A 25,776-nucleotide genomic window follows, 5' to 3' on the forward strand; every position below is an offset into this window, starting at 1 on the left:
TCTACTCCCACTCAATCGTTCCCGGGGGTTTTGAGGTGATGTCATACACGACTCGGTTAATCCCTGCTACTTCGTTAATTATGCGATTTGAGACAGATTCTAAAAATGCGTGGGGTAAGTGTAAGAAACTCGCTGTCATTCCATCTTGTGCTTCCACGGCTCTTACACAAATAGTATTATCATAAGTGCGGTTATCGCCCATTACGCCCACACTTCGCACATTTAAAAGCACACAAAATGCCTGCCACACGCTATCATACAAACCCCATTTATGCAGCTCTTCTATAAAGATAGAATCCGCTTCTTTTAATAGCTCTAAATCCGCCGCATTCACCTCGCCCATAATGCGTATGGCAAGTCCGGGTCCGGGGAAAGGATGTCGCATAAGCATAGATTCAGGCATTCCTAATTCTCTGCCTAACGCCCTTACCTCGTCCTTAAAAAGCTCTCTTAAAGGCTCGATTAACTCAAACTTCATCCATTCAGGCAGTCCGCCGACATTATGGTGGCTTTTTATCGTTTTGCTAGGACCTTTCACACTCACAGATTCAATCACATCAGGGTAGAGTGTGCCTTGTGCTAGGAATTTTATTTCACCTTTTGTGTTGTGCTTTTTAGCTTCAGCTTCAAAGACTTCTATGAAGGTTTCACCGATTATTTTTCGCTTTTGCTCAGGCTCTGTTACGCCCTTTAATCGTCTTAAAAATAGCTCTCTCGCATCGGCTACAATCAAAGGCACTTTTAGATTCTCTTTAAACATCGCTTCTACCGCTTCTCTCTCCCCCTTTCTTAAAAGCCCGGTATCCACAAAAACAGGGATAAGATTCTCCCCTATGGCACGATAAAGAAGTATGGCTACCACGCTAGAATCAACTCCACCACTCACAGCACACAACACTTTCTGCGTTGGCTTTTGCGTGTTTTTAAGGGAGTTTGATTTTGTAGCTTCGTCATTTATGTTTAATAAACTCCTTGCTTCAAAATCTGCACAACCCTTAAAATCATCACAAAATCCTTCCGCATTAGAATCTAACCCTTTTTCTTGTAGATTTTCTTGCGTTGGCTTAGAATCCACTTTTTTAGAATCCCCAAGCACTTTTTCACGCAGTTTTGCAATCTCACTTTCCGCAAAATTCCGCATATTCCAGCTTGTATCTGCCCCACAAATCCCCACAGCAAAATTTTTCAACATCTCTCCGCCACACTCACTATGCACGACTTCTGGGTGAAACTGCAAAGCATATACATTTCGTTTAAAGTCCGCGATAGCACAATAATGCGTATTTCCACTTTTAGCTAATTCCACAAAGCCGCTAGGTAGAGACTCCACCTTATCCGCGTGGCTCATCCACACGATAGAATCTTGCTTCACGCCCTTAAATAGCCCAAAATCCACGCTAGATTCTGCGATTTCTAGCACCGCCTTGCCAAACTCCTGTGCCTCTGCCCTTACCACGCTTCCGCCAAAAAAATGTGCGATATACTGCATACCATAGCAGATTCCAAGCACGGGGACTCCTAGCTCAAACACTCTAGAATCCGGCTTATACGCCCCCTCTTCATACACGCTAGCAGGTCCCCCACTAAGAATGATTCCCTTAGGATTTTTCGCTTTAATAGAATCTAGCTTTTCAAAGTAAGGGACAATCTCGGTATAGATTCCATACTCACGCAGCCGCCGAGCAATAAGCTGTGTATATTGTGAGCCAAAATCAAGCACTAAAATTTCAACAAAATGAGAATCTAATCGCATAAAAACGCCTTGTCAATGTAAGATAAAAAGATTTGACATTGTAGCAAAAGAAGTTTAGAAAGAAGTTAGTTAAGAATTTTAGCTCCCAAGCCCCAACGCATTCAAGCAAATAGGGCTAAAGCTAGATTCTAAAATGAAGTAGAATCTAAAAATTAAAACCAAGGCATTACATCAGTTTCTGTGCGTTTGCGGATTTCTTTCATTTGATAGAATCCTAGAATCCACAATACAAGAGCCGCAAGCACAAATAACCAGCCGATAAAAATAACTGCTGTTATGCCTCCAATAATATTTGCATAGAAAGCCCAAAGCAAGAACTTCTGCTCGGTAACAAATGCCAACTCTCTAAAGAATAAAAGCTGATATACAAGTGCTACAATAGTACCAACAATAAGCAATATTATCGCCACAACAAGCCCAAATTCACCAGCAGAATCATACCCAGCCATAACACCAAACAAAACACTACTGCCAAAAATCATAGCCAAAGTAAATGTCACTGCAAAAACCGCAATACAGAGAATAAAGTTTTTAAACAAAGTTTGACTTTCACTTGTGCGTTTTGTCCCAAGCACAGCCAACACAAACAGCACAAACCCAGCAATGAGTAAAATACCTCCAATCACCCAGCCTATAAATGGGATTATAGAGATAAAACTTCCTCCAAAATAAAGCCCAATGCTAAGTAAAAACTTAAAGCGAATACTTTGTGTGTCATTTGCCATCAATTGCCCTTGAATATTTGCCATATTAATGCTGCCACCTGTGATGAAAACATTTTTTGCCGCCTTTTCACTCACTTCAAAATCCACCTCACAGCCCGTGAGATTTTCCATACTTCTACCTTCCAAATTTGCCACATCGCTTGTCTCAAAAGTGTAGCGATTGCCATCTTCACCGCTGATTAAGCCCACTGCTAGAATCTTTCCTTTCATAGCTTTCCTTTCATTCAAATTTAGAGCTATATTGTAATATTCTAAGATTAATTTAAACTTAAAATTACATTAAGATTCTATGCAGACCTGCATACACCACAAGCCCCAAAAGCCCCACGCACAGCATAAAAGGCACGACAAGCATTGCCACTAGCATATACCGCCAAAAGCTAATATAAATGCCATATCGTTTAAGGCTAAAAAGCCAAAGCAGTGTAGCAAGTGAGCCAATGGGCGTGAGCTTTGCCCCGACATTACAGCCGAGCAGATGAGCGTAAATTAGCAACTCCCTAAAGCTAGAATCTAGCCCCACAAAGTCGCCTAAAGCAAGGTTGCCAAGCATAACCATAGACAGATTATTAATAAGGCTAGAGCCAAGTGAGCTAATCACACCAACGCTAAAGATTTGTGTGAGAGTGTGTGCAGAAAAACTATCACTTAGAGAATCATCAAGGAAAAACGCAAAAATATCACGCATAAAAGAGCTTGTAGAATGTAGTCCAAACACCACGATAAAAAGCCCTAAAGAAAATACCACAATCCCAAAGGGCGAAGCCTTAAGGCAGGGCAGAATCTCAATCCTTTTATACGCAAGAATAAGGCTAAGAGCCGCACATAAAAGCGTGAAAGAAGAAAGCGGGAGAGCAAAAGCATTTGCTATAAAAATCCCGCATAAAAGCAAGAAAAGCAGGGCAAAACAAATGATAATCACGCTTTTTTGTGGCATTGTGCTAGATTCTATCGTGTGAGATTCCGCATTTGGAATCTTAACCCTTAAGATTCTAGGCAATCTCTTACGCACAAGGATAAAAAAGCAAAGACTAGCAATGATAATAAAAATTTGTGGCAATGCCATAACCTTGCTAAAATCTAGGGCATTAAGATTAAAAAAATGCAAGGCAATGATATTTGTGAGATTTGAAATCACAAAGGTATTTGAAGCAAAATCGCTTACAAAACTCACTATAAGCAGGAAAATCACAAGTGGGGTTAGAATCTGCGTTGAATTTTTAGAATCTAGCTTAGATTCCATATCTTTAGAATCTAGCTTGCCAAAAAGGGCGATGATGAGTGGTGTTAGGATTAAAATCGCACCATCATTGGCAAAAAATGCCCCCAAAAATCCCCCAAAAAGCACAATAAACACATAAAATTTAAAGCTAGAAATGCCCCCGCACTCCCCCTTTTCACTTAAAAATCTTAGAATCTTGTAGGCTAAAAAGTCAAAAAATAAGAGCCTTTCAAGCACAATGCAAAAGATAATGAGACCAACAAGTGTGAGTGTGCTATCCCATACCATATTCCACACAAATGCCACATCAGCAAAACCTACAACCCCAAATCCCAAGCAAAGCAATGCCCCAAGAGAGCTATACACCCACAAAGGAAACCTAAAAGGACGGATATAAATGCAAAGCAAAGTCAGTGTAAAAATGAGAAACGCCATAGATTCTACTTTTTTGCGTGGGATAGCTTTAGAAACGCTAATCCTAGCTAAGTTTTATTACACAAACTTTAACCATAAACTTTAACAATGTATAATGAGCTTCCACACGAAGCCACATAAAAGTTTGGAGAAAGTCAATGAAAAAATATCTTTTATTACTATTATGCTGTTTTTCTCTTCACGCAGGGGAGTTTGGAGAAAGGAGTAATATAAGCCTTGGTGTGTATGCCAACACAGGGGCGAGTATGGGTGGTGGGCTGGAGCTAGGCTTTTCACTCTTTCAAGGCTCACTTTTAAGCCTACGCAATAGCATTTCACTTGAATCTAAAGCTTCAAAGCTCTTTAATGATGAACGCTTTGATTCGCAAATTTTTGGAATCTATGACAAACTAAGCCTTGGTATTCTTTCAGGTAGCACAGTCGCTTCAAGTATTGGCTTTGAATACTTTCGTCCATATCTTTATCTAAGTGGCGGTTATGGTCTGCTTAGCACAAAAGAAAATCTCGCTAAAACGCCGCAATATTGGGAAGTGAGCGCGGGAATGGGACACGAGTTTATCTCGCATTTTGGACATACTTTATTTTTTGAGCTTGGCGGAGGGGTAGGCAAACTCACTGCAAACCCCACAACCCTTAGTCAAAATGCCCCACTAGACGGAATGGTAAAAGTCCTGCTTGGGTATAGATACTACTTTTAAGGAAAGAATATGAAAGATAAAATCTCTATGCCACCACTTAGCCCACAAGAACAAGCCGTGATTTTACACAAAGGCACAGAAGCCCCCGGAAGTGGAATCTACACAGATAATTTTGATAATGGTGTGTATCTCTGTCGCCAGTGTGGCACACCACTTTATGAATCTAGCTCTAAATTCCCCACACACTGCGGGTGGGCGAGTTTTGACTCCCATATACAAGATTCAGTGAGTGAGCTGCCAGATAGCGATGGAATCCGCACAGAGATTGTCTGCTCATCGTGTGGCGGACATTTAGGGCATATTTTTTATGGAGAAGGATTTACGCCTAAAAACACGCGACATTGTGTGAATTCTCTATCTTTACACTTTGTGAAGTCTTAGAAAAATTCAGCTTTGGGTATCCATAGCAGCGATTTAGTAAAATTTAGGGTAACCGCAGACTTTATGTCTAGCTCCACCCTAAATTTTACTAAAAGCCCAACTAGCAACACCGCAAATCTTGAATCTTAGTCTTAGATTCAAGGCTTTTCTGCCTTGTGCTTAAGGCACGACCACGAGTTAAATTTTTCAACAACGATATTCAGCAGAATCTAAAAATCTTTCTCTCACTCTAGAATCTAGCAAATCTCTCAAGCCAGATTCTAAACTCCACGAGCAAAGCCTACCAAGCAATCTACCAACCCATAAGGGCTTTTGTATGCTCTTGCAACTTGTGGAGATAATCCTGCGGAGTGAGCTTAGATTCTTTAGATAATTCGGTGATAAACCGCACAAAATAGCTTCCAGCCACGATAATCTCAACATTATTTTTTAGCATTTCAACCTGTTCATTGCTATTTATCCCAAAGCCCAGTGCCAAAGGCTTTTTACAGAATCTGCGTATAAACTTAAGCCACTCTAAAAGTGTAGAATCTATATGCGTTTTTGATCCCGTAGTCCCAGAGCGAGAGACGATATAGACAATCTCATCACTTGCTTTAGCGATTTTCTTAATCCGTGAAGCCTTGGTTTTGGGGGCAATAAGCGAGATGATGTTAATCTCATATTTTTGAGCTAAAATGCGGAGTTTTTCATCAGATTCTAAAGGCAAATCAGGGACTATCATACCCCACGCCCCACATTCCTTTGCCTCTTTGATAAACTCTTCAACACCATAGCGAAAAATCAAATTCGCATAAGTCATCACAATAAGACGCGTTGTTTTATCCTTACTCTGCGTATGGGCTAGGCGTGAAGAAAGTGCTTGAAGCAAGGAAAAGCCCTGTGTAACTTTAAAACCTTGAGCTAGGCTTTTATCACAAGCCTCTTCAATCACTACGCCATCGGCATTTGGATCAGAAAATGGAAACTGCACTTCAAGGTAGTTTGCCCCAGCGTGGGCAATCCCAAGCGCGGCATACATACTTAGCTCCAAGGTAGGATACCCAGCGATAATATGCCCCATAAGCTGAGTTTGCTTATTTTTACTCATAATGTCCTCCAAAAATGGATAAAAAGTAAAGAAAAAGGCGATTGTATCTCATTTTTTTTGAAAATGTCTTAAGTTTAAAGTGAAGCTAATGCCTTTTTACTTACAATCAAGATTATTTTTTATAGTAAAGGGAAAATATGGCAAAAGTTTTTACAGAATCTAAAAATGGTTATTTTGGTGAAGCAAAAGGTGGCAAACACGCTTTTGGCGGACAATATGTCCCAGAGATTCTGCTTCCAGCACTCAAAGAGTTGGAGAAAGCCTATCGCGGCGTGTTTCTTAGCAAAGGGTATAAAAAGGAGCTAAAAAGTCTGTTAAAGCACTTTGTAGGACGACCCACACCGCTTATTTATGCCAAAAATGCCTCTAAGATTCTAAATAACGAGATTTATCTTAAGTTTGAAGGCTTGGCAAACACAGGCGCACACAAGATTAATAACGCCCTAGGACAAGTGCTTTTGGCAAAATATATGGGGAAAAAGCGCGTGATTGCTGAAACCGGTGCGGGACAGCACGGCTTAGCCACAGCGGCGGCTTGTGCGAAGCTTGGGCTAGAATGCGAAATCTTTATGGGGGAGATTGACATCGCAAGACAGCATCCAAATGTCTTTAATATGGAGCTTTTTGGGGCAAAAGTACAGAGTGTCAGTAGCGGGAGCAAAACGCTTAAAGATGCGGTGAATGAAGCGTTGCGAGAGTGGAGTAAAAGAAGCGAAGATAGCTTTTATGTGCTAGGCAGTGCGGTTGGCCCTTATCCTTACCCTGATCTTGTGCGGGATTTACAAAGCGTGATTAGCAAGGAGCTAAAAAAGCAGACAAAGGCTTATTTTAGCGGACTGCCTGATATTATGATAGCTTGTGTTGGTGGCGGAAGTAATGCTATGGGCTTTTTTGCACATTATTTGAAAGAAAATGTCAAGCTTATAGGCGTTGAGGCTGGAGGCAAGGGGAATGGCATTGGCGAAAATGCTATTAGGATTAATGCTATAAATGCAAGTGAAGGCATAGCTCAAGGCTACAAAAGCCTATTTTTACAAGATGAGGACGGGCAGCTTAGTCATACGCATTCTATTTCTGCAGGGCTTGATTATGCTGGGATTGGACCGCAACTCGCACATTTATATGAAGCCAATCGTTTGCATTTTACTTCCGCTACAGATGATGAAGCACTAGAAGCATTAACATTTTTTGCTAAGAATGAGGGCATTATCCCCGCTTTAGAGTCTAGCCACGCCCTTGCTGCATTACTTAAAGTATGCAAAGAGAATAAAGGCAAAAAAATCATTGCAAATGTGTCAGGCAGGGGTGATAAAGATATTTTCATCACAGCAAAAGCCCTAACACCAACGCAATGGAAAAACTTTTTAAAAGACGAGATAAAGCGGATTGAGAGCTAGAGTTTAATCTCGATTGTTTTTTATATTTACTTATGCCATTAAAGATTTTTTTCTATAAAACTACTTTTAGCCTTTTCTTTATTTTGCTAGATGCAAAAATACTCTTAGAAAATATTTATATTATTTTAAATAGTATTTATTAGTATTGCTATATTTTATTTCAAAAGTATTGATATAGGCTGTGATAAGAGTTTATAACAAATTTTACTTTATTGAAAAATTTCCTGCATTAATAATCATTTAAAAAATTTAAGAGTTTTAATTTTTATAGTGAAGTTATAGAATGAGTTTAAAACTATTAGTAAGTATATTTGGGTATTTGTTGTTATGGTTTTTTATTGTGTTTGTAAAAGTAAATCAATATTTTGATATGACGTTGAAGATAAAATATCTCACTAAAGAAGAAAGGATAGAAAATGGCTAATTATCAAGATTTTAAACTTATTCAAACTGCAGTAAACAAATCAATAGAAGATTACAGTGAGAAATATAGATTTGATAGGAAAGATATAGGGTTTTATTGGTTTGTGGCAGAAAATATATTCAAACCAAGAAGATGAAGCTGATGAAGCATTGATATATAGTATAAATTTTAAACAAGAGAAAAAAATTTTTTAGATAAAGCAGGAGTTGATGCTATGCTTATTGAAAACAATAGGATAAGTATAATGTTTTTCAGATATACAGAAGATTTTGAAATAGCTAAAAATGATTATTTTCCAGCAAATAAACTTGATAGTATTTTATTATTTTTGGAAAAATTATTCAATAAAGAATGTGATGGGCTTGATAAAAGGTTGCAAGAAAGGTGTAGGGAAATTTTTCTTATGCAAGAAAAAGGACATTTTTTTCTTTTGATCTCTATTTTATAAGCAATTATTTTAATGGATTTCAATTAGATAAAATTAATAAATTTGAAACAAAAAAATATATATCGAGATATTTCTATTAATTTTCTGCACTTAGACAATTTGCTAGAGAAAGTTATTGATAGGACATTATCAATTGATGTGAGAGTCAAGAGTATTGCTGGCAATTTTTTTTGAAAAAAAATGAAGGTAGAAATAGGGCTTTAATTATGGAGCTTTATGCAAAAGATATTATTAGAATAGTAAGTGATAGTGAAATTTTAAGAAAGGATGTAGAGGCAAGTTTAATACAAATTAGAGAAGGCAATATTGAAGAGATGGCTTTTGACGATAATGTTCGTGTTTATTTACATCAAAGAACAAATGTGAATAAATCTATTAAAAAAAACGACTCTAGATGATGTAGAATCTTCTAATTTCTTTTTTATAATAATGGAATCACAATTATTTGCGATAATATTCAGTATCAAGGAAAAAAAGATGTATCTATCATTCTTAAGAATATTCAAATAGTTAATGGTGGACAAACTATCCACTCACTTAAGGAAGCGCTTAGTCAAAATGATAATATAGAAAATGTTTCTGTTTTGTGCAAGATTTATCAAACCAACAGCAAGAGATTAAAAGCTAAAATATCAGAGTTTACAAATAATCAAAATCCAGTCAAATGGCGAGATATTCGTTCAATTGATGAGCTACAAATTAAGCTTGAAAATGAGTTTAGAATTTTGGGATATTACTACGAGAGAAAAAAGAATCAATATAAAAATTATCCAAAGAAAAAGAGGATAGATAGTGAAAAGATAGGGCAAGTGTTGCTTTGCATATAAAGGAAAACCTACAGAGGCAAGAAACAATAAGGGTTTAGTGTTTGATTTAGAGTATAAGAATATTTTTGATAGTGAAATTAATGCAAAAGATATTTTGAAAATATATAAAGTTTATTTATTTATTGAGGAAAAAAAGATTGAATTGGAGGAATATTATTCTTTTTTAAAATATGCAAGTTATTATTTTTTATATTTTTATTCTCTTTCTGTAGAAAGAGGGATATGTGATATAGAAGATGGGATAAGTGTCAAAAAAACTTATAATGAAGCTTTAGAAACTATAAGAAGTTATGTGGAAATAGAAAGAAAAAAGCAAGGTGAAAGATTTTTGGAAAATGTTTTATTAAAGGAAAAATGTTACAAGTTTATTTGTTAAGTTTGTATGGCTAGAAATAGATTTGGGTGCATAAATACTATTTTTTAGTTGGACAAATATACTGATTTTATAAATCTTTGATGTGAATAAAAATATGTGATATGTATAATTTTGTAACAATATTTTGTTTGTCATACACAATTTTTACATCGTTATTCCAAATTCTGTGTAATTTTGTGCTAGAGTTTTGCAGTTTCCCCAAAAATCATAACAAACAAGGATAATCGTGATTGAACTTAAAAATGTCAATAAATACTATGGCAAACACCACGTGCTGAAAGATATTAATCTCACAATTAAAGATGGTGAAAAGCTTGTTATCATTGGACCAAGTGGCAGTGGTAAAAGCACCACTATCCGCTGTATGAATGGGCTTGAAGAGGTAAGCTCTGGCGAAGTTATTGTTGGTGGTATCCCGCTTAATCATAAGACAAAGACAAAGATATGTCGCGAGTATTGTGCGATGGTGTTTCAGCATTTTAATCTTTATCCGCATTTAACTGTGCTTGAAAACTTGACCCTTGCACCCATTAAGCTAAGGGGCAAAAGTAAGCAAGAAGCACAAGAAATTGCCTACAAATACCTTGAAGTCGTTGGTTTAAAAGATAAGGCAAAAGTCTATCCCGCCACACTTAGCGGAGGGCAGCAGCAACGCGTGGCGATTGCTAGAAGTCTATGCACACAAAAGCCCTACATTCTTTTTGATGAGCCAACCTCCGCACTTGACCCTGAAACGATACAAGAAGTTTTAGATGTTATGCGTGAAATCTCACATCAAAGCAATACGACAATGGTTGTCGTAACGCACGAGATGGGGTTTGCCAAGGAGGTGGCGGATAGAATCATCTTTATGGAAGATGGTGCTATTGTGGAAGAGAGTGTGCCTAAGGATTTCTTTGTGTCGCCAAAAACAGAGCGTGCAAGGACATTTTTGGGAAAAATTTTGAGCCACTAGGCTAAACTTAATTTTAAAGGAGTTGTAATGAAACTAGGTTTTAAAGGAATGCTAAAAATAGCAGGTTTGTTTCTCGTATTAGGCATCTTTGCCCTACAAGCAAATGCAGGAATGTTAGAAGATATTAAAAAACGCGGTGAGATTGTTGTGGGTGTGAAAAATGATGTGCCATGCTTTGCCTTACTTGATCAAAAGACAAAGGAGATTCAAGGCTTTGAAGTTGATGTGGCAAAACTTTTGGCTAAAAGCATTTTGGGCGATGAGAAAAAGATTAAACTCGTAGCTGTGAATGCCAAAACTAGGGGACCATTGCTTGATAATGGCAGTATTGATGCGGTTATTGCAACCTTTACAATCACGCCAGAACGCAAACGCACTTATAACTTTTCACAGGCATACTACAAGGACGCTGTGGGCTTACTTGTGCTGAAAGAAAAGGGGTATAAATCTATCGCTGATATGAAAAATACGACTATTGGTGTAGCTCAAGCGGCGACTTCGAAAAAGGCTATTGATGCAGCAGCTAAAAAGCTTGGTGTTAATGTGAAGTTTAACGAGTTTCCAGACTATCCAAGTATCAAAGCAGCCCTTGATGCAAAACGCGTAGATGCCTTTGGTGTGGATAAATCTATCCTTTTGGGTTATGTTGATGATAAGAGTGAGATTCTCCCAGATAGCTTTGAGCCACAAGAATACGGCATTGTAAGCCCTAAGAAAGATAAAGAGTTTGCCACATTTATTGACAAATTTGTGAAGGATAATAAAACACAGATTGATGAGCTAGCTAAAAAGTGGGGACTATAAAAAAGTGGAAGATGTAGGCTTGGAGACTGAAATGATAGGAAGTGAGACTTTGGGGGATAGTCTTTTTGGATTCTTAGAATCTGTTGGTTTGTATGATGAGGAAAATCCTAGCTCAAATCCATTTGCGTTGTGGAAGTTTGCAGATATGCTTTCACACGCTGATGAGTTTTTATCAGGCTTTGGCTATACCTTATCGGTGAGTTGTTTGGCTCTTTTGATTGCACTTATTTTTGGGACAATTGGTGGCGTTATGGCGACAAGCAGATTTAAGATTCTTAAAGCCTACACACGCATTTATGTTGAGATTTTTCAAAATACACCGCTTGTGATACAGATTTTTTTCTTGTATTTTGCTTTGCATCCGCTTGGGATTCACCTTGATGTATTTAGCGTTGGCGTTTTGGGGGTTGGGGCATATCACGGAGCGTATGTGAGTGAAGTAGTGAGAAGTGGGATACTCTCGGTCCCAAAAGGGCAGTTTGAAGCTTCCGCTTCGCAAGGATTCACTTACACACAGCAAATGCGTTATATTATCCTGCCCCAAACCATTAAGATTATCCTCCCGCCACTTACAAATCAAATGGTGAATCTTATCAAAAATACTTCTGTGTTGCTCATTGTAGCGGGTGGGGAGATTATGTATGTGGCGGATAGCTATGCTGGGGATACGAGCAATTATGCTCCAGCTTATCTCTTTACCGCATTGCTGTATTTTATCGTGTGCTATCCGTTGGCGTATTTTGCAAAATTTTATGAAGACAGGCTGAAAAATGCCCATCTTAAGCGTTAAGGAGAATCTAGAATGGAAAATGTATTTAACGAGACGAACTTCCATTTTTTGCTTGATGGCTTATATTTAACGCTTATGGTGGCGGTGGCTACTTGTGTGATTTCTATCATTCTTGGGACATTTCTTGCTATCACGCGTAACTATGGCGGGAGGATCGCACGCACACTAGCGGCTATCTACATAGAGACTTTTAGAAATACCCCCTTGCTTTTATGGATGCTAACAGCGGTGTTTGTTTTGCCAAGCTTTTTTGGGAGGGCTGATCCTGCGGTGTGGGGGACAATCGGCTTTTCGCTTTATACAAGCTCGGTTATGGCGGAGATTATCCGCGGTGGGCTAAACTCTATTCCAAAAGGGCAGTTTGAGGCGGCGTATTCACAGGGATTTAGTCAATTTTTTACATTATTTTATATTATCTTGCCCCAAACTTTTAGGAAAGTCATTCCCTCACTGCTTTCACAGATTATTACGACATTTAAGGATACTTCATTTCTTGCTGGGCTACAAATCGCCGAGCTTACCTATCAGTCTAAGATTATCTTAGCTCAGCTTACAAGCTTTGAAGAGATTCTTTTGATGATTGGTGTAGTGGCGAGTATTTATTTTGTCGTGTGCTTTAGCCTATCTGTGCTTGTGCGTTACCTTGATAAAAAAACTGCGTATGTGGGGTAGAATCTAAAAGTATTACATGCTCATAAACTTTGTTTATGAGAAGAGATAGGTTTTGTAAAGACAAAAAATGTTACTTTTTTGCTAAAAATCTAAATGGGTTGATGAATTTTTCATAATTTTACAAAAAAAGACCTGCACTGCACTAGAATCTAGCCCAGATTCTATAGTAAGGAGTGATTGTGAATTTTAAACCAGAGCAAAAATATATTGCAAAAATGCTAAGCGAAGAGGATGTAAAGTTTATTATCCCACCGTATCAACGCCCATATAAATGGGGGATAAATGAATGTGAAACATTATGGAATGATATTGTCAATGCTTTTAATGACAGTGATGATGAGTATTTTCTAGGCTCTATTATTGCATTTTCAGAAGAGAAAGATGAATTTCAAATCATTGATGGACAGCAGAGAATTACGACTTTTACTCTGCTATTTCGGGCATTTTATGAATGTTTCAAAACAGAATCTAATAGCGAAAAAGAAAAAGGGGATTTTGAAAAAGATTTTGGCAAATGTTTGTGGGAGTATAAAAATGATGAAGGATTTGACTTTGACAAGCAACATTTGCAAAGTGAGGTTGCCACAGAAAAAGAGAAAGAGAATCTCAACAAGATTTTAAGTGATACAATTGATGAGAATTTAATACAAAAAGATAATAAGAAAATAAAAAATAACCGCTCACCTTATGTGCAAAACTATTTATATTTTAAAGATAAATTAGAAGAGTTAAAAGGATCTCAAACACTTAGCTGGAGTAAGTTTTGCAATTTTGTCTTGGGCAAAAATCTATTTGTATTATTTGTAGTATGTGATAGTCAAGAATCTGCAATGACAATTTTTAATACACTTAATTCTCGCGGTATGCCACTTTCTAACGCTGATGTGTTAAAGGGATATTTATATAAACACTACAAAGAGCACGGCAATATCGATGGCTTTATTAATCAATGGAGTGAGATTGAAGCAAATATAGAGAGTGTGGAGAGTAATAAAGATGTGAATCTTGATTTTCTATTTTTGCAGTATATGCACATTATTAGGGCGGTGAATAAAGATTTTGATACAACAACACCTGGTCTTTTAGACTTTTTTACGAAAGAAAGTAAAGAAAATAGTAAGAAAAAGGTAACTTATGGCTATAGGGACAAATGGCTGTATAAAAGTGAAACAATGCCCTTCATCACTTGTTTGACAAATTTTTGGTTAAAGCCACAAAATTATTTGCAAGATAAATCACTTTTATATATGAATGTGCTTTTTCTCTTTCAAAACTCAAGCTGGAAGTCGTTTGTGAGTTGCTTAGTGTGGAAAAATAAAGAGCATTTTATATGCGAAAGTACTGATAAGAATGTGATTAGCAATGTTTTTGAAGCACCATTACTAGAATTGCTTAAAACAATGAGCTTGCTCTTTATAAATAACCAAGCTACCACTAACACAACTGATCACATTGTATTTAAACTTAATGTTAATCTTCTGCATAGTATATCTTTGACCAGTGAAATTGAAAAAGTCTCATATCCAAATGAAGAAAATTTTCTTAATAACTTTAACAACATAGCCACCAGAAGAGCTAAATACTTGCTCTATCTTTATGCCTACATTTATGATGAGTTTTCACAGCCTATTGATGTTTCTTGTTTGGAGGTTGAACATATTTTACCAAAGCAGTGGCAGAATGCTAACTTTAATGGCTGGAATAAAGAGAGTCACAAGGAGTATTTAGAGCAGATAGGCAATAAGATTCTACTTCCTAAAAAGAGTAATGTTAAATGTACTGATAATTTCTTTGCTCAAAAGAAAAAAGAATATGCAGATTTTGCAAATAGCCACTTAAAAGAAGTGCAATATTTAGCCAACCTGCCACAAAATGATTGGCTAAAAGAAGATATAAAGAGACGGAATAAAGAGATTTACACCCGTTTAAAAAACTTTTTTAGAGAAAACTTATAGCCTTAAGCCAGTTGCGGTGAATCTTGGCATTTATCTTAAATATATCTTTTGCTATAATGACAGAGATTTTTGCCAAAGGCAGCACAAAGGTAATATGTGAAGATTCAAAAAAATACCAAACTTACTCATATTCAACTGCTTAACACCAAACTCAACATTGATGGCTTAGAGCTTATGGGGAGTTTAGAATCTCGCAGTGTTGATTTGTGTTTTTTTGACCCGCAGTATCGTGGGGTGCTTGATAAAATGCGTTATGGGAATGAAGGGGAGCGACAAAAGGGCAGAAGCAATCTTGTGCAGATGAGTGAAACGCAGATTCAAAGCTTTATATGCGAGATTGATAGAGTGCTAAAGCCTAGTTGTTATTTGATGCTGTGGATTGATAAGTTTCATCTATGCGAGGGGGTAAAAGCGTGGGTGAAACAAACAAGTTTGCAGGTGGTAGATCTCATTACTTGGGATAAGCTCAAAATAGGTATGGGCTATCGCACAAGGCGACAGAGCGAGTATCTGCTGGTTTTGCAAAAAGCACCGATAAAGGCTAAAAATACTTGGCGGCTTCATAATATCCGCGATGTGTGGAGTGAGAAGATTCCAAATGATGAGCTAAAGATTCATCCGCATTCAAAGCCCAAAGGATTGCAAAAAGCTTTAATAGAATCTTGCACAAATAAGGGCGATTTAGTGCTTGATCCAGCAAGTGGGAGTTTTAGCGTGTTTGAGTGTGCTAAGGAGTTAGGGCGAGAGTTTATCGGCACAAATCTTATGCCTTAAGCACACATTTAGACTTTGATAATGTAAGTCCCACAAAGCACATCGTGCAAAAGCCGTCCATCACGGCGGATAAGCCCAAAGAGTAGCCCTACAAGGAAAGTCGTGCCAACAAGCCACAGCGCATAACGCACGAGAGATTTAAAAAGGCTGATTTTGACAAAGGGCGAGTGTGTCTCATCAGTAGTATTTGAATCTTGTGCGGATTGCTCTTGCATAGTAGCTTTCTTGGAATGAGAATCCTGCCTTTGCATAAGCTTTAAACCCATATAGCGATAACCGGGTGTTTGCGAAGTGAAAGCCAAAAAAAGCGAAATGATAAGCCCATAGCCTACACCACAGGCAAGAATTGCACTTTGATTATGTGTGAAGTCGTTTTTACCATCTAAAAACACATAGGTTGTGAGATATAAAAGGGGCATATTTATCATAAACATATCTGTGATAAATGCCTTAATCCGCTCACTCGCATACATTAGTTGAAGTTGCTTTTTGAGATGAAAATCTTTGAAGCTTACCCATTGTGAATGCGGTTGAGATTCTATCTGTGGAGTGTGTTTTTGAGACTTTATCTCACGCCAACGCTTTGCCATTAGTTCCCACGGCTACCGGGCTTCACAGCTTTATCTGCTCCATTTTGACAAAGCGGACAAGAGCTAGGCTCATACATATTAAACACAAAATCTTCTAATGCAAAAAGCGGTATATGCTCTGGCAGTCGTGCTTCCTTTTTCCGCTCTAAATGTGAGCCTACGCGTTTGCAGAATCCGCGATTAGCTAATCCTGCAAAGGCAACTATCTTTGCCCCTTGAAACTCCACGCATTGTGCAGATTCCAACGCTGAACCACCTGTTGTGATAATATCTTCACACACAAGCACCCTTTCACCCTGCTTCACTTCAAAGCCCCGCCTTAGCTGCATTTGCCCTTCTACCCGCTCTGTAAAGATAAATCTCACACCCAAAGCCCTAGCAAGCTCATATCCTGCCAAAATCCCACCAAGAGCCGGAGAACAGACACAATCCACTTCTATATGAGATTCTAGAATCTGTTTGGCTAAAGCGTTGGCTAGTTTTTCAGCGACTTTTGGATTTTCAAGCACACGGGCAGATTGCAGATAGTGATCTGAATGATTCCCACTGCTTAAGAGAAAATGCCCTTTAAGCAAGGCATTGGCATCAATATAGTATTGTTTGACATCAAGCATAAAAACTCCTTTAAAATTTATATGAATATTTGAGATAATTTACACTCATACCGCGTTCTTTCTGGTAATCTAGCAAATCATAGCCCACAAAAAGCTCGTGATGTCTGCCATAGGTGAAAATAGGTCCAAAAGCGATTGTTGAAAAAAACCACTTTTTATGCTCGGCAGTAAGGGTTGGGATAATGGCTGAATCCGTCCTTGAGAAGTTAAACGCTCCTAGTGAGCCAAGCCTAATGCGAAAGCCGATGTAGGAATTTGCGTAGATTCTATATTCTGCTGAAAATCCACCGCGATAAATTTGCATTGCATTTGGCTTACTGCTATCAAACTCTAAGTCGGCAAATCCGCCATAATTTGTGCGATCAAAGAAGCCAAAAATCCGCAAAGAATGCCTTTTACCAAAGATAAAATCATATCCTACTTCTACGCCTAAAACACTACTTGTCCCTAGGCTTGGGGTAAAAGCAGCCCCAATGCTAACAAGCCCATAGAATCCTTCTCTTGGGTCCTTTGGCTTTTTGATTTTTATCCCTGCGACTTTATAGAGTAATTCCTGACGCGTTTGTTTGACATCTTCTAGCACTTCTTCGGGGTTTTTATCTTGTGGGAAATCTTGAACAACTTCTTTTTTTGCACCCTGTGCTAAACTCCCACAAAATGCGATACAAGCTAGGATTGTGTAGAATCTCATATACTCCCTTTCAGTTGTGCTTACTAAACTTGGGCTTTGCGTAAGCAAGTTGGTAAAAAGTTGTGTTATTCTAATATATTTTTGTTATACTTACAAAATCAAACTTGCAAAAACGCGAGTTTATCTAAGCACAAGCGAATTTCGTGCCACTTTTTATCTTATTAAAACTTAAAGGAGAGATAATGCGTATATTTCAGCTAGTTGCTACTTGTGGAATGTGTGTTGGGCTATTTGGAGTGGATTTAGAGGGTTATTATATGACGCATAAGGGTGAGAGTGGGAGACAATCTATCGTGGAGTTTTTTCAAAAAGATGGGAAATATTACTGCTATGGCTTTGCGAATGTTGATGGCTCTGCCCCTAAAAAAGATGTGAATAATGAGAATCCAGCTCTAAGAGAACGCTTTGATAAGGGCAGTGTATTTGTGTATAACCTTGTGCGAGATGGCAAAAGCGATGTGTTTAAAAATGGCAAAGTGTATAACTTTGATGCGGGAAAAGAGTATTATGCAAAAGTTACGCTTAAAGGTGATACGCTTGAGCTACGAGGGAGTATTGATAAATCGGGCTTAATGGGTGAGACAAAAATATGGAAAAAGTTAAGTGATAAGGAAGTTGCTCCATATCTTTCGCAAAAGCCTGATTTTTCCGTTGTCGAAGCAAGTCTCAAAGATATAAAATAATAACAACAAAATCTTATGGCAGATTCACCACTTCATCAAGCACTTCAATCTTTGAATCCCAAGCAAAAAGAGGCAGCCACACATATTGATGGGGCTTTGCTGATTCTAGCTGGGGCTGGGAGTGGGAAGACAAAAACGCTCACTACGCGTCTAGCTTATCTTATTAACGAAGTGGGAATCCCACCAAGTGCCACACTTACCCTGACTTTTACAAATAAAGCCGCACAAGAGATGAGAGATAGAGCATTAAGCCTTTTAAGTAATGCCTACCAAGCCCCGCCACTTCTATGCACTTTTCATAAATTTGGCTTACTTTTTTTGCGTTTTTATATTAAGGTGTTGGAGCGGGAGGCAAACTTTGTCGTGCTAGATTCTGATGATAAAAAGGCGATTTTAAAATCCTTATCAAAAGCCCTGCCCGTATCGCATTTTGACTCATATATTTCAAATATGAAAAATAGCTTTCTCTCCCCACAAGAGGCAGCAGCCTACGCTCACAGCCCGGAATATAAGCTGATGAATAGAATCTATGCCGAGTATGAAAGCTATATACAAAAAAAGAATCTACTTGATTTTGATGATTTACTTTATCTTACCTATAAGATTCTATCCCAAAGGAGTGATATTGCTAAAGAGATGAGTCAAAGGTATCAATACATTATGGTAGATGAGTATCAAGACACAAATGAGCTGCAATACAAGATTCTAAAATCTCTATGCACAACGCATAATAATCTTTGTGTCGTGGGTGATGATGATCAAAGCATTTATGGGTGGCGTGGAGCGGATATTGGCAATATTTTGCGTTTTGCTAAGGAATTTAGCGGGGCAACGACCATAAAGCTAGAAGAAAACTACCGCTCAAGTGAGGAGATTTTGCAAGCAGCCAATGCTTTAATCGCTCACAATACCGAGCGTTTGGGTAAGAATCTAAAAAGTGTTAAAGGCTCTATACAAGCAGTTAGAGTGATAGAAAATGATGATGAAGCACAAGAAGCTACCTTTTTGGCTAAAGAGATAGCAAGGCTGTGTGAGAATGGGGAAAATCCAAGCGATATTGCTATTTTATTCCGTGTGAATGCGTTATCAAGGAGTATTGAAGAGAGCTTTAATCGCTTTAAGATTCCATATAAGCTCATTGGGGCGGTGCGGTTTTATGAACGAGCCGAGATAAAGGACTTGTTAAGCTACTTGCGTTTGATTGTGAATGCAGATGATGATTTTTCATTCCTTAGGATTATTAATCGCCCAAAACGCGGGATTGGTAAGGTTACACAAAGCAAACTAGAGCAGCTCTCTCAAAGTAAAGGGCTTTCCTGCCTTGCGTGTTTGGAGCAATATCCATTAGAATCTAAAGCCCACATTGGAGAAAAGGCATATACCGCACTTGTCAAACTACAAAAAGATTTATCTAAATGGCGGAATATGACGGATTTGAGTGAGATGATTGAGGATATGCAGGAGAATCTTATTTTTGAGTTTAGCCCACTTGATGAAGTAGATAGGGAAGGGAATATCTATGAATTTTATGGTATGTTTAAAGACTATGTCATTCATAATCCCACAAATACTTTAGATGAGTTTTTAAATGACTTAGCCCTTGCTAGTCCTAGTGATGAGGCGGTTGGGGATTGTGTAAGCTGTATGAGTGTGCATTCAGCAAAGGGACTAGAATTTAAGCATATTTATGTGATTGGCTTTGAGGAAGGGTTTTTCCCACTGCATCGTGGGGAGAATGATGAGCTAGAGGAGGAACGGAGGCTTGGCTATGTCGCCTTTACTCGTGCTAAGGAGCATTTGAGTTTGTGTTATAGTAAGAGTCGGCTCTATCGTGGCAAAAGGGAGTGGCAACTTAGGCAATCAAGATTTTTAAAAGAGAGTGGGCTAGTAGAAGGGGCAGAATCTCTGCAAGATTCTCTTTCAAATACTTTAGAATCTAAAAATGATGAAATAGAAGTAGGCTCACAGGTGGTGCATAAGATTTTTGGTGTTGGAAGCGTGGAGGGTATGGAAGGCAAGGGAGAGCAGTGTAAGCTTAAGATTAATTTTGGTGGTTTAAGACGCGTGATTATAAGAAGTTTTGTGCAAAAGCTAGATGAAAGCAAAAGTTAGATGAAGTAATAAGTGGGGCTAGGAAAATGAAAAAGGTATTATTAAAAAAGACACTTAGTTTTTTGCTCTTTTGGCTTTTTGCTTCTTTTGCTACAATGGGGGCTTTGGCAGATGAGATTGAGATTCCAAAGTCTGTGCCTAGCTCAAAGCTGCATTTACAAAAAAGCTATTCTGTGAGCCAAAATGATATTTACTCCACAGATTTATTTCCGCAAATGGATAGAAAGTTTAAAATCGCCTCTTTTCCGCCCGATAGATTCACACTTAGGCTAAAAAGTGTGGATATTAAGCTTATTTTTCAACGCTTTGGCTATAAGATAATCTCCTTTGAAAGCGATGTGGTGGAGTTTGAATTTGTCTCAAGTATGAAAGAAAATGACGCCCTAGAATTTATCCAAAAGATGTATATTCAGCATTATGGCAAGGATTTGCAGATTGATAAGATTTTGGTGCGTCCTTTGGGGAATCTGCCTAAGGATTATACTTTGATTGATTTTAGCATTCCAAACTTTGCTGTAAAAAAAAACAGCGGAAGCTTTACTATGGGATACCGCACACTAGATGGAGAGCGTATTAAAAAGCTCACATTTATCTATGAGATACAAGCTCGTTTAAGGGTGGCAAAAAGCACACAAAATATCCCTTCTAGTGAGAATCTAAGTTTGCAGAATGTGGAAGAGGATTTTATCAAGTTTGAGCGTGTGGGGGCGGAGTTTGTGAGCATAGAGGAGATACAAAAATATAGTGCAAAAAGCTATATCCGCACACAAATGCCTATAACTAAAGATAAGCTTAAACCTAGAATCTTGGTCAAAAAAGGCGATATGGTGAGTGTTTTTAACAAGCAAGAGGGGGTGAGTATTGAAACTTTGCTTGTAGCAAAGCAAAGTGGAGCGTATAATGAGATTATAAACGCGCAAAATCCCGATAGCGGAAAGATTCTGCGGATTAGGATTGTGAGTGAGAATAAAGGCGAGATACTATGATCTTACATTTGAAAAGACATAAAAAGGGGTAAAAATGAGTATCAAAAAACTTGTAGTTGCCATAGGTGGAGCAAGTGGAGTGCATTTGGGCGTGAAGTTTATAGAATGTATCCCCAAAGATATAGAATTATTTGTTGTCGTCAGTGAGGGGGCAAAGGCTGTGGCATTGAGTGAAATGGGACAGGAGATTGAATCCGCACTTGATAGGGCAAGGCAAAGCCGAGATTTTAGAATCTATGATGAAGATGAGCTAGATAGCGGGATTTCATCAGGGAGTTTTGGTATAGATGCGATGGCGATAATCCCTACAAGTATGAATCTTTTAGCAAAAGTGGCTCACGGCTTATGTGATGATCTCATCTCGCGTTGTGCAGCAGTTATGCTGAAAGAAAGACGCACATTACTTTTAGCCCCGCGTGAAATGCCCTTTAGCCCCATTGCGTTGGAGCAAATGAGTAGGCTTTCAAACCTTGGCGTGATTATCTCTCCGCCAAATGTGGGGTATTATGCTAAGATAAGAAATTTAGAATCTATGGAGTATTTTTTCATCGGTAAATGGCTTGATAGCTTGAAAATTCAAAATAGCTTATATAAGCGTTGGAAAATTGACACAGATTAATGAGTATAAGGAGCATATATGAGAGAGCTTGCCATTTATCCGGGGACTTTTGATCCTATCACAAATGGGCATTTAGATATTATCAAGCGTTCCATTGAGATTTTTGATAGAGTGATTGTTGCTGTGGCAGCATCAAACGCTAAAAAACCGATGTTTTGCTTACAAGAGCGGCTTGAGATACTAAAACTTAGCACAAGTGATTTGCCAAAGGTGCAGGTGGAGAGCTTTGAAAATCTTTTAGCTGACTTTGCTAGAGAGAAGGGGGCTAGGGTGATTATAAGGGGACTTAGGGCGGTGAGTGATTTTGAGTATGAATTACAAATGGGCTATGCGAATGCGTCATTAAATGATACGCTTGAGACAATTTATTTTATGCCGACTTTGCAAAATGCTTTTATTAGCTCATCTGTGGTGAGATCTATCATTGAGCATAATGGTAGATTTTCTCATCTTGTGCCAAGTGCGGCTGTGCCTTTTATCCAATCACTCTATCAGCAAAAGATATTAGATTCTAAAGTGAAAAAGGATTAGAGAATGTATGTTGTGATTGAGGGTGTTGATACTTGCGGTAAAAGCACACAGCTAGAGCTGCTAAAAAAGCATTTTCCACAGGCTGTTTTTACAAAAGAACCCGGTGGTAGCGTGATAGGTGAATCTTTGCGGGATTTAATCCTTTTTGCACCGCAAAGGCAGGGCTTTGTGCTTGATGAATATGCGGAGTTTATGCTTTTTCTTGCGGATAGGGCGCAGCATTACAAAGAAGTATTAAAGCCGCATAAAAACAGGCTTGTAATCTCCGATAGAAGCTTAATCTCAAGCATTGCTTACGCAAAACATATAGATATGGATAAAGCCATTATGCTAAATAAACTTGTCCTGAGGGGAATCTTGCCACAACTTGTAGTGATATTAAAGCTAGAAAAGAGTGCATTACAAGCGAGATTAGAATCTAAGAAAAATGACAGCATTGAAAGCCGTGGTATAGAATATATGCTTGAGATACAGGGGCGAATGTGCGAGGCGACAAAGATGTTAAATCTGCCTTATATTGAAATAAATGCGAGTTTGGATAGGGAAGTGATTTGCCAAGAGATTGTAGGTGAGATTAAAAGAGTAGAATCTAGCCTAAATAATTGCTAAAGGAGCTTTGGCTTTGGAACTTGTGCTGTTTGTGCTTATGTTTATTATGCCACTTGGCTTTGTTTGCGTAGTGTATGGGGTTTTACACTTTGGATTTGTGGGAGTAATGTATCTTATACATCTGTTTTATAAAAAAACCCAAAATCAGCAAAGAGCTTTGTTAATGCTAAGAATCTTAGCCCTTTTTGCGTGGGTGATTTACCTTGCCTTGCCACTTTGGGCTGGTCTTATGCTTGGCTTAGAGACTTATGAATTTGGCGTGTATAAGCAGCTTACAGATAAGGATAGGGGTGTGTATATCCTAGACATATATACTTTGTGTTGTTTATATATCTGTGCAATTTGGTTTTTAAGGAAGATTCTTGCCAAATTACATTGTGCTAAGGCTGCGTTGATATGAGAGGGTAGGGCAGAATCTTTATGAGCAGAATCTTAACAAGAAGGTTGTAAGAAAATGAAATGTCTTGTGTGTGGGCGGTGGCATTGGCGTGTGGATTTTGTGATATGCAAGGCTTGTTTAGATTCTATACCGCTTAAGCTTTCTACAAGAAAGCTAACAGATTCTATATACGCATATAGTTTTTATGCGTATAGTGATGTGAGTTTGCTTATGCAGAGTAAATATCAGCTTATCGGGTCGCGTGTTTTAAATCTTTTGGCACACAAAGCAGCGGCATATTTTTTCACACATATTGATTTTGCTGATTTTACTCAAAGGGTAGGGCTTGTGGGGCTAGATGACTATCCCTATGGGGCGTATTCGCATACAGGCGTGATTGTAAGGGCATTTGAGAGAGAATCTAAAGGGGTATTTAAAGGCGTATATGGGGTGCTAAAAGCAAGAAATGCCATCAAATACGCAGGGGAAAGCCTTGCTTTTCGTCAAAATAACCCAAAAGGATTCTATCTTACAAGAAATATCTCTTATCCGCTTGTCGTGTTGGTAGATGATATTATCACCACAGGGACTAGCTTTAGAGAAGCTATAAGTGTATTTTCAGCTTTTGATGTGGAGAATGAATCTAGGGTAGAATCTAAAGTAACTTTAGATTCTAAATTTGCTACAAAATCTTTAGAATCTAAAGTCATATCTTGTCTTGCTTTATGCGATGCGAGAGAATAGTTTATTTATTTTCGTCTGGATCTTCGCTGTCGCATTGCGACTGCGGGGGGGGGGGGGGGGGTAGAATTTAGTCGTGTTTGAGATAGCACTTGAGATTCTATAAGTTCTAATTCTTTGGTAAGATTTTGCTGTGTGGATAGGATTTCTTTAAACTTAAAGCCAAGCATAACAACCGCATATAACTCCTTTTTATTTTTCCGCCAATTATAAAGCGTTTTTGTGTCTATGTTTAAGATACCTGCAATGTCGCGTTGTGTAAGCTTGAGGGAGAAAGGATTATTTTTCATCTTAGACTCCTTGAAGTAATAAAATTAAAGGAAAAAAATTTACACTTTTTCATCATGAATTTTAACAAAGGAAATAATACAATTTCTTAATAAATTAAAAGTATTTTTTCCTTTGTTAATTTTTTAGCCTTTTTTCTAAAAAATTTCGGGCTTAAAAAATGACTTATAAGGAGAAAGAGGTGATGTTTAACAGGTTAAGCATAGGAAGTAAGATTATTGTTTCAGTGAGTTTGGTTCTGTTTTTGTGTATGGGGATTTTGGGCGTTGTTTTGGTGAGTATTTCGTACAATATCCAAAGCGATGATGCCAACAAGCTTGTGCTAAATATGGCAAAGCGGACAGAAAATGTCATAGAGGGATATATTAATGAAAACTTTGTAGCTTTGAACTATTCACAGCAGAATCTTACGCAACACATCAATAATGGGAATCTAAGGGAGCATACAGGCAAAGATATTTTAACAGCACTTTTAGATTTTAATCAATGGGCGGAATATGCCTATATCTATCTTAAAGATTCTGCATTGATACCTGATGTGAGTAGTGATTATAGGCTAAGTAATGGCGGGGTAATGATATTTGGGCACGATGATAATCCAAAAGAGACTGGTGGGGTAGCGATTTTACCTGCTGATGTGTCGTTTTTAGAAGATGATGGTTTGCAAAAAGCACTAAATAGCGGTAAGCCTAGCGTTGGCAACCCAATGAAAGTGCAAATGGGAAATAAACAGACAATGCACTTAACGCTTAACTATCCCATTAAAGATAAGAGGGGGAGTGTTGTTGGTGTTGTTGGAAGCACACTTCATCTTGGTTTGATTAAAGAATTTCTTTTTGCAGAGATTACGAGTGTTTTTAAAAATGGTTATCGTGTGCTTACAACAAGCGAGGGACTACTTGTGCTTCACCCAAATAGTGAGCTTATGGGAAAAAGTCTTGTCGATGTAAGTAGGGATAATCCTAGTATGCAAACCATAATCAACGCACTCAAATCCCACGAATCTGGTGTGTATGAGGTAACAAACACACGAGGGGAGGAGAGTATTATGGGTGTGGCTTCATTTGAAGTGGGGCGAGGTAGCACTGGGCAGTGGTGGGGAGCAATCACGATCGCACCTGAATCATCAGTATATGAGTCTGTGGACTATATGAGAAATGTAAATATTATGGGGATTTTGGCTTGTGTGTTTGTGGTTGCGTTGTTT

30 protein-coding genes and 1 pseudogene are annotated in these 25,776 nt (G+C 38.1%); 23 read left to right on the forward strand and 8 right to left on the reverse strand.

Annotation, left to right across the window (positions count from 1 at the left end; all coding sequences use genetic code 11):
• Position 1: 1 nt before the first annotated feature.
• The 3 genes from guaA to HCCG_RS06055 all read right to left on the reverse strand — a co-directional run bounded on the left by guaA (position 2) and on the right by HCCG_RS06055 (position 4,135).
• Complete coding sequence (guaA, locus tag HCCG_RS06045; protein ID WP_002956568.1) at positions 2-1,753, reverse strand: glutamine-hydrolyzing GMP synthase; 1,752 nt, start codon at positions 1,751-1,753, stop codon at positions 2-4.
• 152 nt (positions 1,754-1,905) lie between these two features.
• Positions 1,906-2,688 (reverse strand): V-type ATP synthase subunit I domain-containing protein, encoded by a 783-nt coding sequence (locus tag HCCG_RS06050; protein ID WP_002956570.1) that lies wholly within the window; start codon positions 2,686-2,688, stop codon positions 1,906-1,908.
• A 64-nt stretch (positions 2,689-2,752) separates the two neighbouring features.
• Positions 2,753-4,135: an arsenic transporter gene (locus HCCG_RS06055; RefSeq protein WP_015453447.1), complete on the reverse strand. Its 1,383-nt coding sequence runs from the start codon at positions 4,133-4,135 to the stop codon at positions 2,753-2,755.
• 137 nt (positions 4,136-4,272) lie between these two features.
• Here HCCG_RS06055 and HCCG_RS06060 point away from each other — a divergent pair, with 137 nt between their 5' ends.
• Both HCCG_RS06060 and HCCG_RS06065 read left to right on the forward strand, forming a co-directional pair.
• A complete protein-coding gene (locus HCCG_RS06060) occupies positions 4,273-4,833 on the forward strand; it encodes a hypothetical protein (protein WP_002956572.1) in 561 nt (186 codons plus the stop codon).
• Positions 4,834-4,842: 9 nt separating this feature from the next.
• Positions 4,843-5,214: a methionine-R-sulfoxide reductase gene (locus HCCG_RS06065; protein WP_014666783.1), complete on the forward strand. Its 372-nt coding sequence runs from the start codon at positions 4,843-4,845 to the stop codon at positions 5,212-5,214.
• 292 nt (positions 5,215-5,506) lie between these two features.
• Here the strand turns inward: HCCG_RS06065 and trpA are convergent, their stop codons facing one another.
• Complete coding sequence (gene trpA, locus HCCG_RS06070) at positions 5,507-6,304, reverse strand: tryptophan synthase subunit alpha (protein WP_002956574.1); 798 nt, start codon at positions 6,302-6,304, stop codon at positions 5,507-5,509.
• 137 nt (positions 6,305-6,441) lie between these two features.
• Between trpA and trpB the strand changes: the two genes are divergently transcribed.
• The 12 genes and pseudogenes from trpB (at position 6,442) to HCCG_RS06125 (ending at position 15,726) form a co-directional block, all read left to right on the forward strand.
• Positions 6,442-7,701, forward strand: coding sequence for a tryptophan synthase subunit beta (gene trpB / locus HCCG_RS06075; RefSeq protein ID WP_002956575.1), 1,260 nt, complete (start codon positions 6,442-6,444; stop codon positions 7,699-7,701).
• Positions 7,702-8,117: 416 nt separating this feature from the next.
• Positions 8,118-8,261 carry a hypothetical protein gene (locus HCCG_RS11960; RefSeq protein ID WP_015453449.1) on the forward strand — a complete coding sequence of 48 codons (144 nt, stop codon included), beginning with the start codon at positions 8,118-8,120 and terminating at the stop codon, positions 8,259-8,261.
• A 78-nt stretch (positions 8,262-8,339) separates the two neighbouring features.
• Positions 8,340-8,573, forward strand: coding sequence for a hypothetical protein (locus HCCG_RS06080; RefSeq protein WP_002956576.1), 234 nt, complete (start codon positions 8,340-8,342; stop codon positions 8,571-8,573).
• 170 nt (positions 8,574-8,743) lie between these two features.
• On the forward strand, positions 8,744-8,971 hold the full coding sequence (locus HCCG_RS06085) for a hypothetical protein (protein WP_230197911.1): 228 nt from the start codon (positions 8,744-8,746) through the stop codon (positions 8,969-8,971).
• Positions 8,972-8,998: 27 nt separating this feature from the next.
• Positions 8,999-9,400 (forward strand): annotated as a pseudogene (locus HCCG_RS11690) (AIPR family protein); the annotation flags it as partial.
• A 37-nt stretch (positions 9,401-9,437) separates the two neighbouring features.
• A complete protein-coding gene (locus HCCG_RS06095) occupies positions 9,438-9,776 on the forward strand; it encodes a hypothetical protein (protein WP_002956579.1) in 339 nt (112 codons plus the stop codon).
• Between the two features lie 226 nt (positions 9,777-10,002).
• Entirely contained in the window at positions 10,003-10,731 is a 729-nt protein-coding gene (locus HCCG_RS06100; RefSeq protein ID WP_002956581.1) for an amino acid ABC transporter ATP-binding protein, read from the forward strand.
• A gap of 27 nt (positions 10,732-10,758) precedes the next feature.
• Positions 10,759-11,535, forward strand: a complete 777-nt coding sequence (locus HCCG_RS06105) for a transporter substrate-binding domain-containing protein (protein ID WP_002956582.1) — start codon at positions 10,759-10,761, stop codon at positions 11,533-11,535.
• 31 nt (positions 11,536-11,566) lie between these two features.
• Positions 11,567-12,325, forward strand: a complete 759-nt coding sequence (locus tag HCCG_RS06110) for an amino acid ABC transporter permease (RefSeq protein WP_034548201.1) — start codon at positions 11,567-11,569, stop codon at positions 12,323-12,325.
• Between the two features lie 12 nt (positions 12,326-12,337).
• Positions 12,338-12,997, forward strand: coding sequence for an amino acid ABC transporter permease (locus HCCG_RS06115; protein ID WP_002956584.1), 660 nt, complete (start codon positions 12,338-12,340; stop codon positions 12,995-12,997).
• Between the two features lie 179 nt (positions 12,998-13,176).
• Positions 13,177-14,952 carry a DUF262 domain-containing protein gene (locus tag HCCG_RS06120; protein ID WP_002956585.1) on the forward strand — a complete coding sequence of 592 codons (1,776 nt, stop codon included), beginning with the start codon at positions 13,177-13,179 and terminating at the stop codon, positions 14,950-14,952.
• 96 nt (positions 14,953-15,048) lie between these two features.
• Complete coding sequence (locus HCCG_RS06125; protein WP_002956587.1) at positions 15,049-15,726, forward strand: DNA-methyltransferase; 678 nt, start codon at positions 15,049-15,051, stop codon at positions 15,724-15,726.
• 8 nt (positions 15,727-15,734) lie between these two features.
• Here HCCG_RS06125 and HCCG_RS06130 read toward each other — a convergent pair whose 3' ends face one another.
• The 3 genes from HCCG_RS06130 to HCCG_RS06140 are packed head-to-tail and all read right to left on the reverse strand — an operon-like array spanning position 15,735 to position 17,621.
• Positions 15,735-16,316, reverse strand: a complete 582-nt coding sequence (locus tag HCCG_RS06130) for an RDD family protein (protein ID WP_002956588.1) — start codon at positions 16,314-16,316, stop codon at positions 15,735-15,737.
• Entirely contained in the window at positions 16,316-16,930 is a 615-nt protein-coding gene (pyrE, locus tag HCCG_RS06135) for an orotate phosphoribosyltransferase (protein WP_002956589.1), read from the reverse strand. Before pyrE ends, HCCG_RS06130 begins: the two co-directional genes overlap by 1 nt.
• A 10-nt stretch (positions 16,931-16,940) precedes the next feature.
• Entirely contained in the window at positions 16,941-17,621 is a 681-nt protein-coding gene (locus tag HCCG_RS06140; RefSeq protein WP_002956590.1) for a hypothetical protein, read from the reverse strand.
• Positions 17,622-17,803: 182 nt separating this feature from the next.
• Here HCCG_RS06140 and HCCG_RS06145 point away from each other — a divergent pair, with 182 nt between their 5' ends.
• Genes HCCG_RS06145 through HCCG_RS06180 form a run of 8 tightly spaced genes read left to right on the forward strand, consistent with a single transcriptional unit; the run spans position 17,804 to position 24,284 of the window.
• Positions 17,804-18,304 (forward strand): DUF2147 domain-containing protein, encoded by a 501-nt coding sequence (locus HCCG_RS06145; RefSeq protein ID WP_002956591.1) that lies wholly within the window; start codon positions 17,804-17,806, stop codon positions 18,302-18,304.
• Between the two features lie 15 nt (positions 18,305-18,319).
• Positions 18,320-20,416 (forward strand): ATP-dependent helicase, encoded by a 2,097-nt coding sequence (locus HCCG_RS06150; RefSeq protein ID WP_002956592.1) that lies wholly within the window; start codon positions 18,320-18,322, stop codon positions 20,414-20,416.
• Positions 20,417-20,442: 26 nt separating this feature from the next.
• On the forward strand, positions 20,443-21,402 hold the full coding sequence (gene flgA / locus HCCG_RS06155; protein WP_015453455.1) for a flagellar basal body P-ring formation chaperone FlgA: 960 nt from the start codon (positions 20,443-20,445) through the stop codon (positions 21,400-21,402).
• Between the two features lie 34 nt (positions 21,403-21,436).
• Complete coding sequence (locus HCCG_RS06160) at positions 21,437-22,021, forward strand: UbiX family flavin prenyltransferase (RefSeq protein ID WP_002956594.1); 585 nt, start codon at positions 21,437-21,439, stop codon at positions 22,019-22,021.
• Between the two features lie 18 nt (positions 22,022-22,039).
• Positions 22,040-22,552: a pantetheine-phosphate adenylyltransferase gene (coaD, locus tag HCCG_RS06165; protein WP_002956595.1), complete on the forward strand. Its 513-nt coding sequence runs from the start codon at positions 22,040-22,042 to the stop codon at positions 22,550-22,552.
• Between the two features lie 3 nt (positions 22,553-22,555).
• A complete protein-coding gene (tmk, locus tag HCCG_RS06170) occupies positions 22,556-23,161 on the forward strand; it encodes a dTMP kinase (protein WP_002956596.1) in 606 nt (201 codons plus the stop codon).
• 7 nt (positions 23,162-23,168) lie between these two features.
• Positions 23,169-23,561, forward strand: coding sequence for a hypothetical protein (locus HCCG_RS06175; protein WP_002956597.1), 393 nt, complete (start codon positions 23,169-23,171; stop codon positions 23,559-23,561).
• Between the two features lie 54 nt (positions 23,562-23,615).
• The gene (locus HCCG_RS06180; RefSeq protein ID WP_002956598.1) at positions 23,616-24,284 is read left to right on the forward strand and encodes a hypothetical protein; all 669 of its coding nucleotides are present in this window, start codon (positions 23,616-23,618) and stop codon (positions 24,282-24,284) included.
• Positions 24,285-24,289: 5 nt separating this feature from the next.
• Here the strand turns inward: HCCG_RS06180 and HCCG_RS06185 are convergent, their stop codons facing one another.
• Positions 24,290-24,571 carry a hypothetical protein gene (locus tag HCCG_RS06185; protein WP_002956599.1) on the reverse strand — a complete coding sequence of 94 codons (282 nt, stop codon included), beginning with the start codon at positions 24,569-24,571 and terminating at the stop codon, positions 24,290-24,292.
• A gap of 182 nt (positions 24,572-24,753) precedes the next feature.
• On the opposite strand from HCCG_RS06185, the gene HCCG_RS06190 reads away from it, so the two are divergent.
• On the forward strand, positions 24,754-25,776 hold a 1,023-nt coding region (locus tag HCCG_RS06190; protein WP_034548206.1), incomplete at its 3' end, for a cache domain-containing protein.

It is taken from the genome of Helicobacter cinaedi CCUG 18818 = ATCC BAA-847 (assembly GCF_000155475.1).
Lineage (GTDB): Bacteria > Campylobacterota > Campylobacteria > Campylobacterales > Helicobacteraceae > Helicobacter_C > Helicobacter_C cinaedi.

What these genes read in the sequence shown, in the direction of transcription:
- HCCG_RS06080 (WP_002956576.1), top strand. Translation starts at nt 8,340, where the DNA reads ATGCTTATTGAAAACAATAGGATAAGTATAATGTTTTTCAGATATACA.
- HCCG_RS06150 (WP_002956592.1), top strand. Translation starts at nt 18,320, where the DNA reads ATGGCAGATTCACCACTTCATCAAGCACTTCAATCTTTGAATCCCAAG.
- HCCG_RS06180 (WP_002956598.1), top strand. Translation starts at nt 23,616, where the DNA reads ATGAAATGTCTTGTGTGTGGGCGGTGGCATTGGCGTGTGGATTTTGTG.
- HCCG_RS06185 (WP_002956599.1), bottom strand. Translation starts at nt 24,571, where the DNA reads ATGAAAAATAATCCTTTCTCCCTCAAGCTTACACAACGCGACATTGCA.
- HCCG_RS06130 (WP_002956588.1), bottom strand. Translation starts at nt 16,316, where the DNA reads ATGGCAAAGCGTTGGCGTGAGATAAAGTCTCAAAAACACACTCCACAG.
- guaA (WP_002956568.1), bottom strand. Translation starts at nt 1,753, where the DNA reads ATGCGATTAGATTCTCATTTTGTTGAAATTTTAGTGCTTGATTTTGGC.
- HCCG_RS06115 (WP_002956584.1), top strand. Translation starts at nt 12,338, where the DNA reads ATGGAAAATGTATTTAACGAGACGAACTTCCATTTTTTGCTTGATGGC.
- trpB (WP_002956575.1), top strand. Translation starts at nt 6,442, where the DNA reads ATGGCAAAAGTTTTTACAGAATCTAAAAATGGTTATTTTGGTGAAGCA.
- HCCG_RS06160 (WP_002956594.1), top strand. Translation starts at nt 21,437, where the DNA reads ATGAGTATCAAAAAACTTGTAGTTGCCATAGGTGGAGCAAGTGGAGTG.
- HCCG_RS06060 (WP_002956572.1), top strand. Translation starts at nt 4,273, where the DNA reads ATGAAAAAATATCTTTTATTACTATTATGCTGTTTTTCTCTTCACGCA.
- HCCG_RS06110 (WP_034548201.1), top strand. Translation starts at nt 11,567, where the DNA reads ATGATAGGAAGTGAGACTTTGGGGGATAGTCTTTTTGGATTCTTAGAA.
- HCCG_RS06065 (WP_014666783.1), top strand. Translation starts at nt 4,843, where the DNA reads ATGAAAGATAAAATCTCTATGCCACCACTTAGCCCACAAGAACAAGCC.
- pyrE (WP_002956589.1), bottom strand. Translation starts at nt 16,930, where the DNA reads ATGCTTGATGTCAAACAATACTATATTGATGCCAATGCCTTGCTTAAA.
- trpA (WP_002956574.1), bottom strand. Translation starts at nt 6,304, where the DNA reads ATGAGTAAAAATAAGCAAACTCAGCTTATGGGGCATATTATCGCTGGG.
- HCCG_RS06140 (WP_002956590.1), bottom strand. Translation starts at nt 17,621, where the DNA reads ATGAGATTCTACACAATCCTAGCTTGTATCGCATTTTGTGGGAGTTTA.
- tmk (WP_002956596.1), top strand. Translation starts at nt 22,556, where the DNA reads ATGTATGTTGTGATTGAGGGTGTTGATACTTGCGGTAAAAGCACACAG.
- HCCG_RS06055 (WP_015453447.1), bottom strand. Translation starts at nt 4,135, where the DNA reads ATGGCGTTTCTCATTTTTACACTGACTTTGCTTTGCATTTATATCCGT.
- HCCG_RS06105 (WP_002956582.1), top strand. Translation starts at nt 10,759, where the DNA reads ATGAAACTAGGTTTTAAAGGAATGCTAAAAATAGCAGGTTTGTTTCTC.
- coaD (WP_002956595.1), top strand. Translation starts at nt 22,040, where the DNA reads ATGAGAGAGCTTGCCATTTATCCGGGGACTTTTGATCCTATCACAAAT.
- HCCG_RS11960 (WP_015453449.1), top strand. Translation starts at nt 8,118, where the DNA reads ATGGCTAATTATCAAGATTTTAAACTTATTCAAACTGCAGTAAACAAA.
- HCCG_RS06145 (WP_002956591.1), top strand. Translation starts at nt 17,804, where the DNA reads ATGCGTATATTTCAGCTAGTTGCTACTTGTGGAATGTGTGTTGGGCTA.
- HCCG_RS06050 (WP_002956570.1), bottom strand. Translation starts at nt 2,688, where the DNA reads ATGAAAGGAAAGATTCTAGCAGTGGGCTTAATCAGCGGTGAAGATGGC.
- flgA (WP_015453455.1), top strand. Translation starts at nt 20,443, where the DNA reads ATGAAAAAGGTATTATTAAAAAAGACACTTAGTTTTTTGCTCTTTTGG.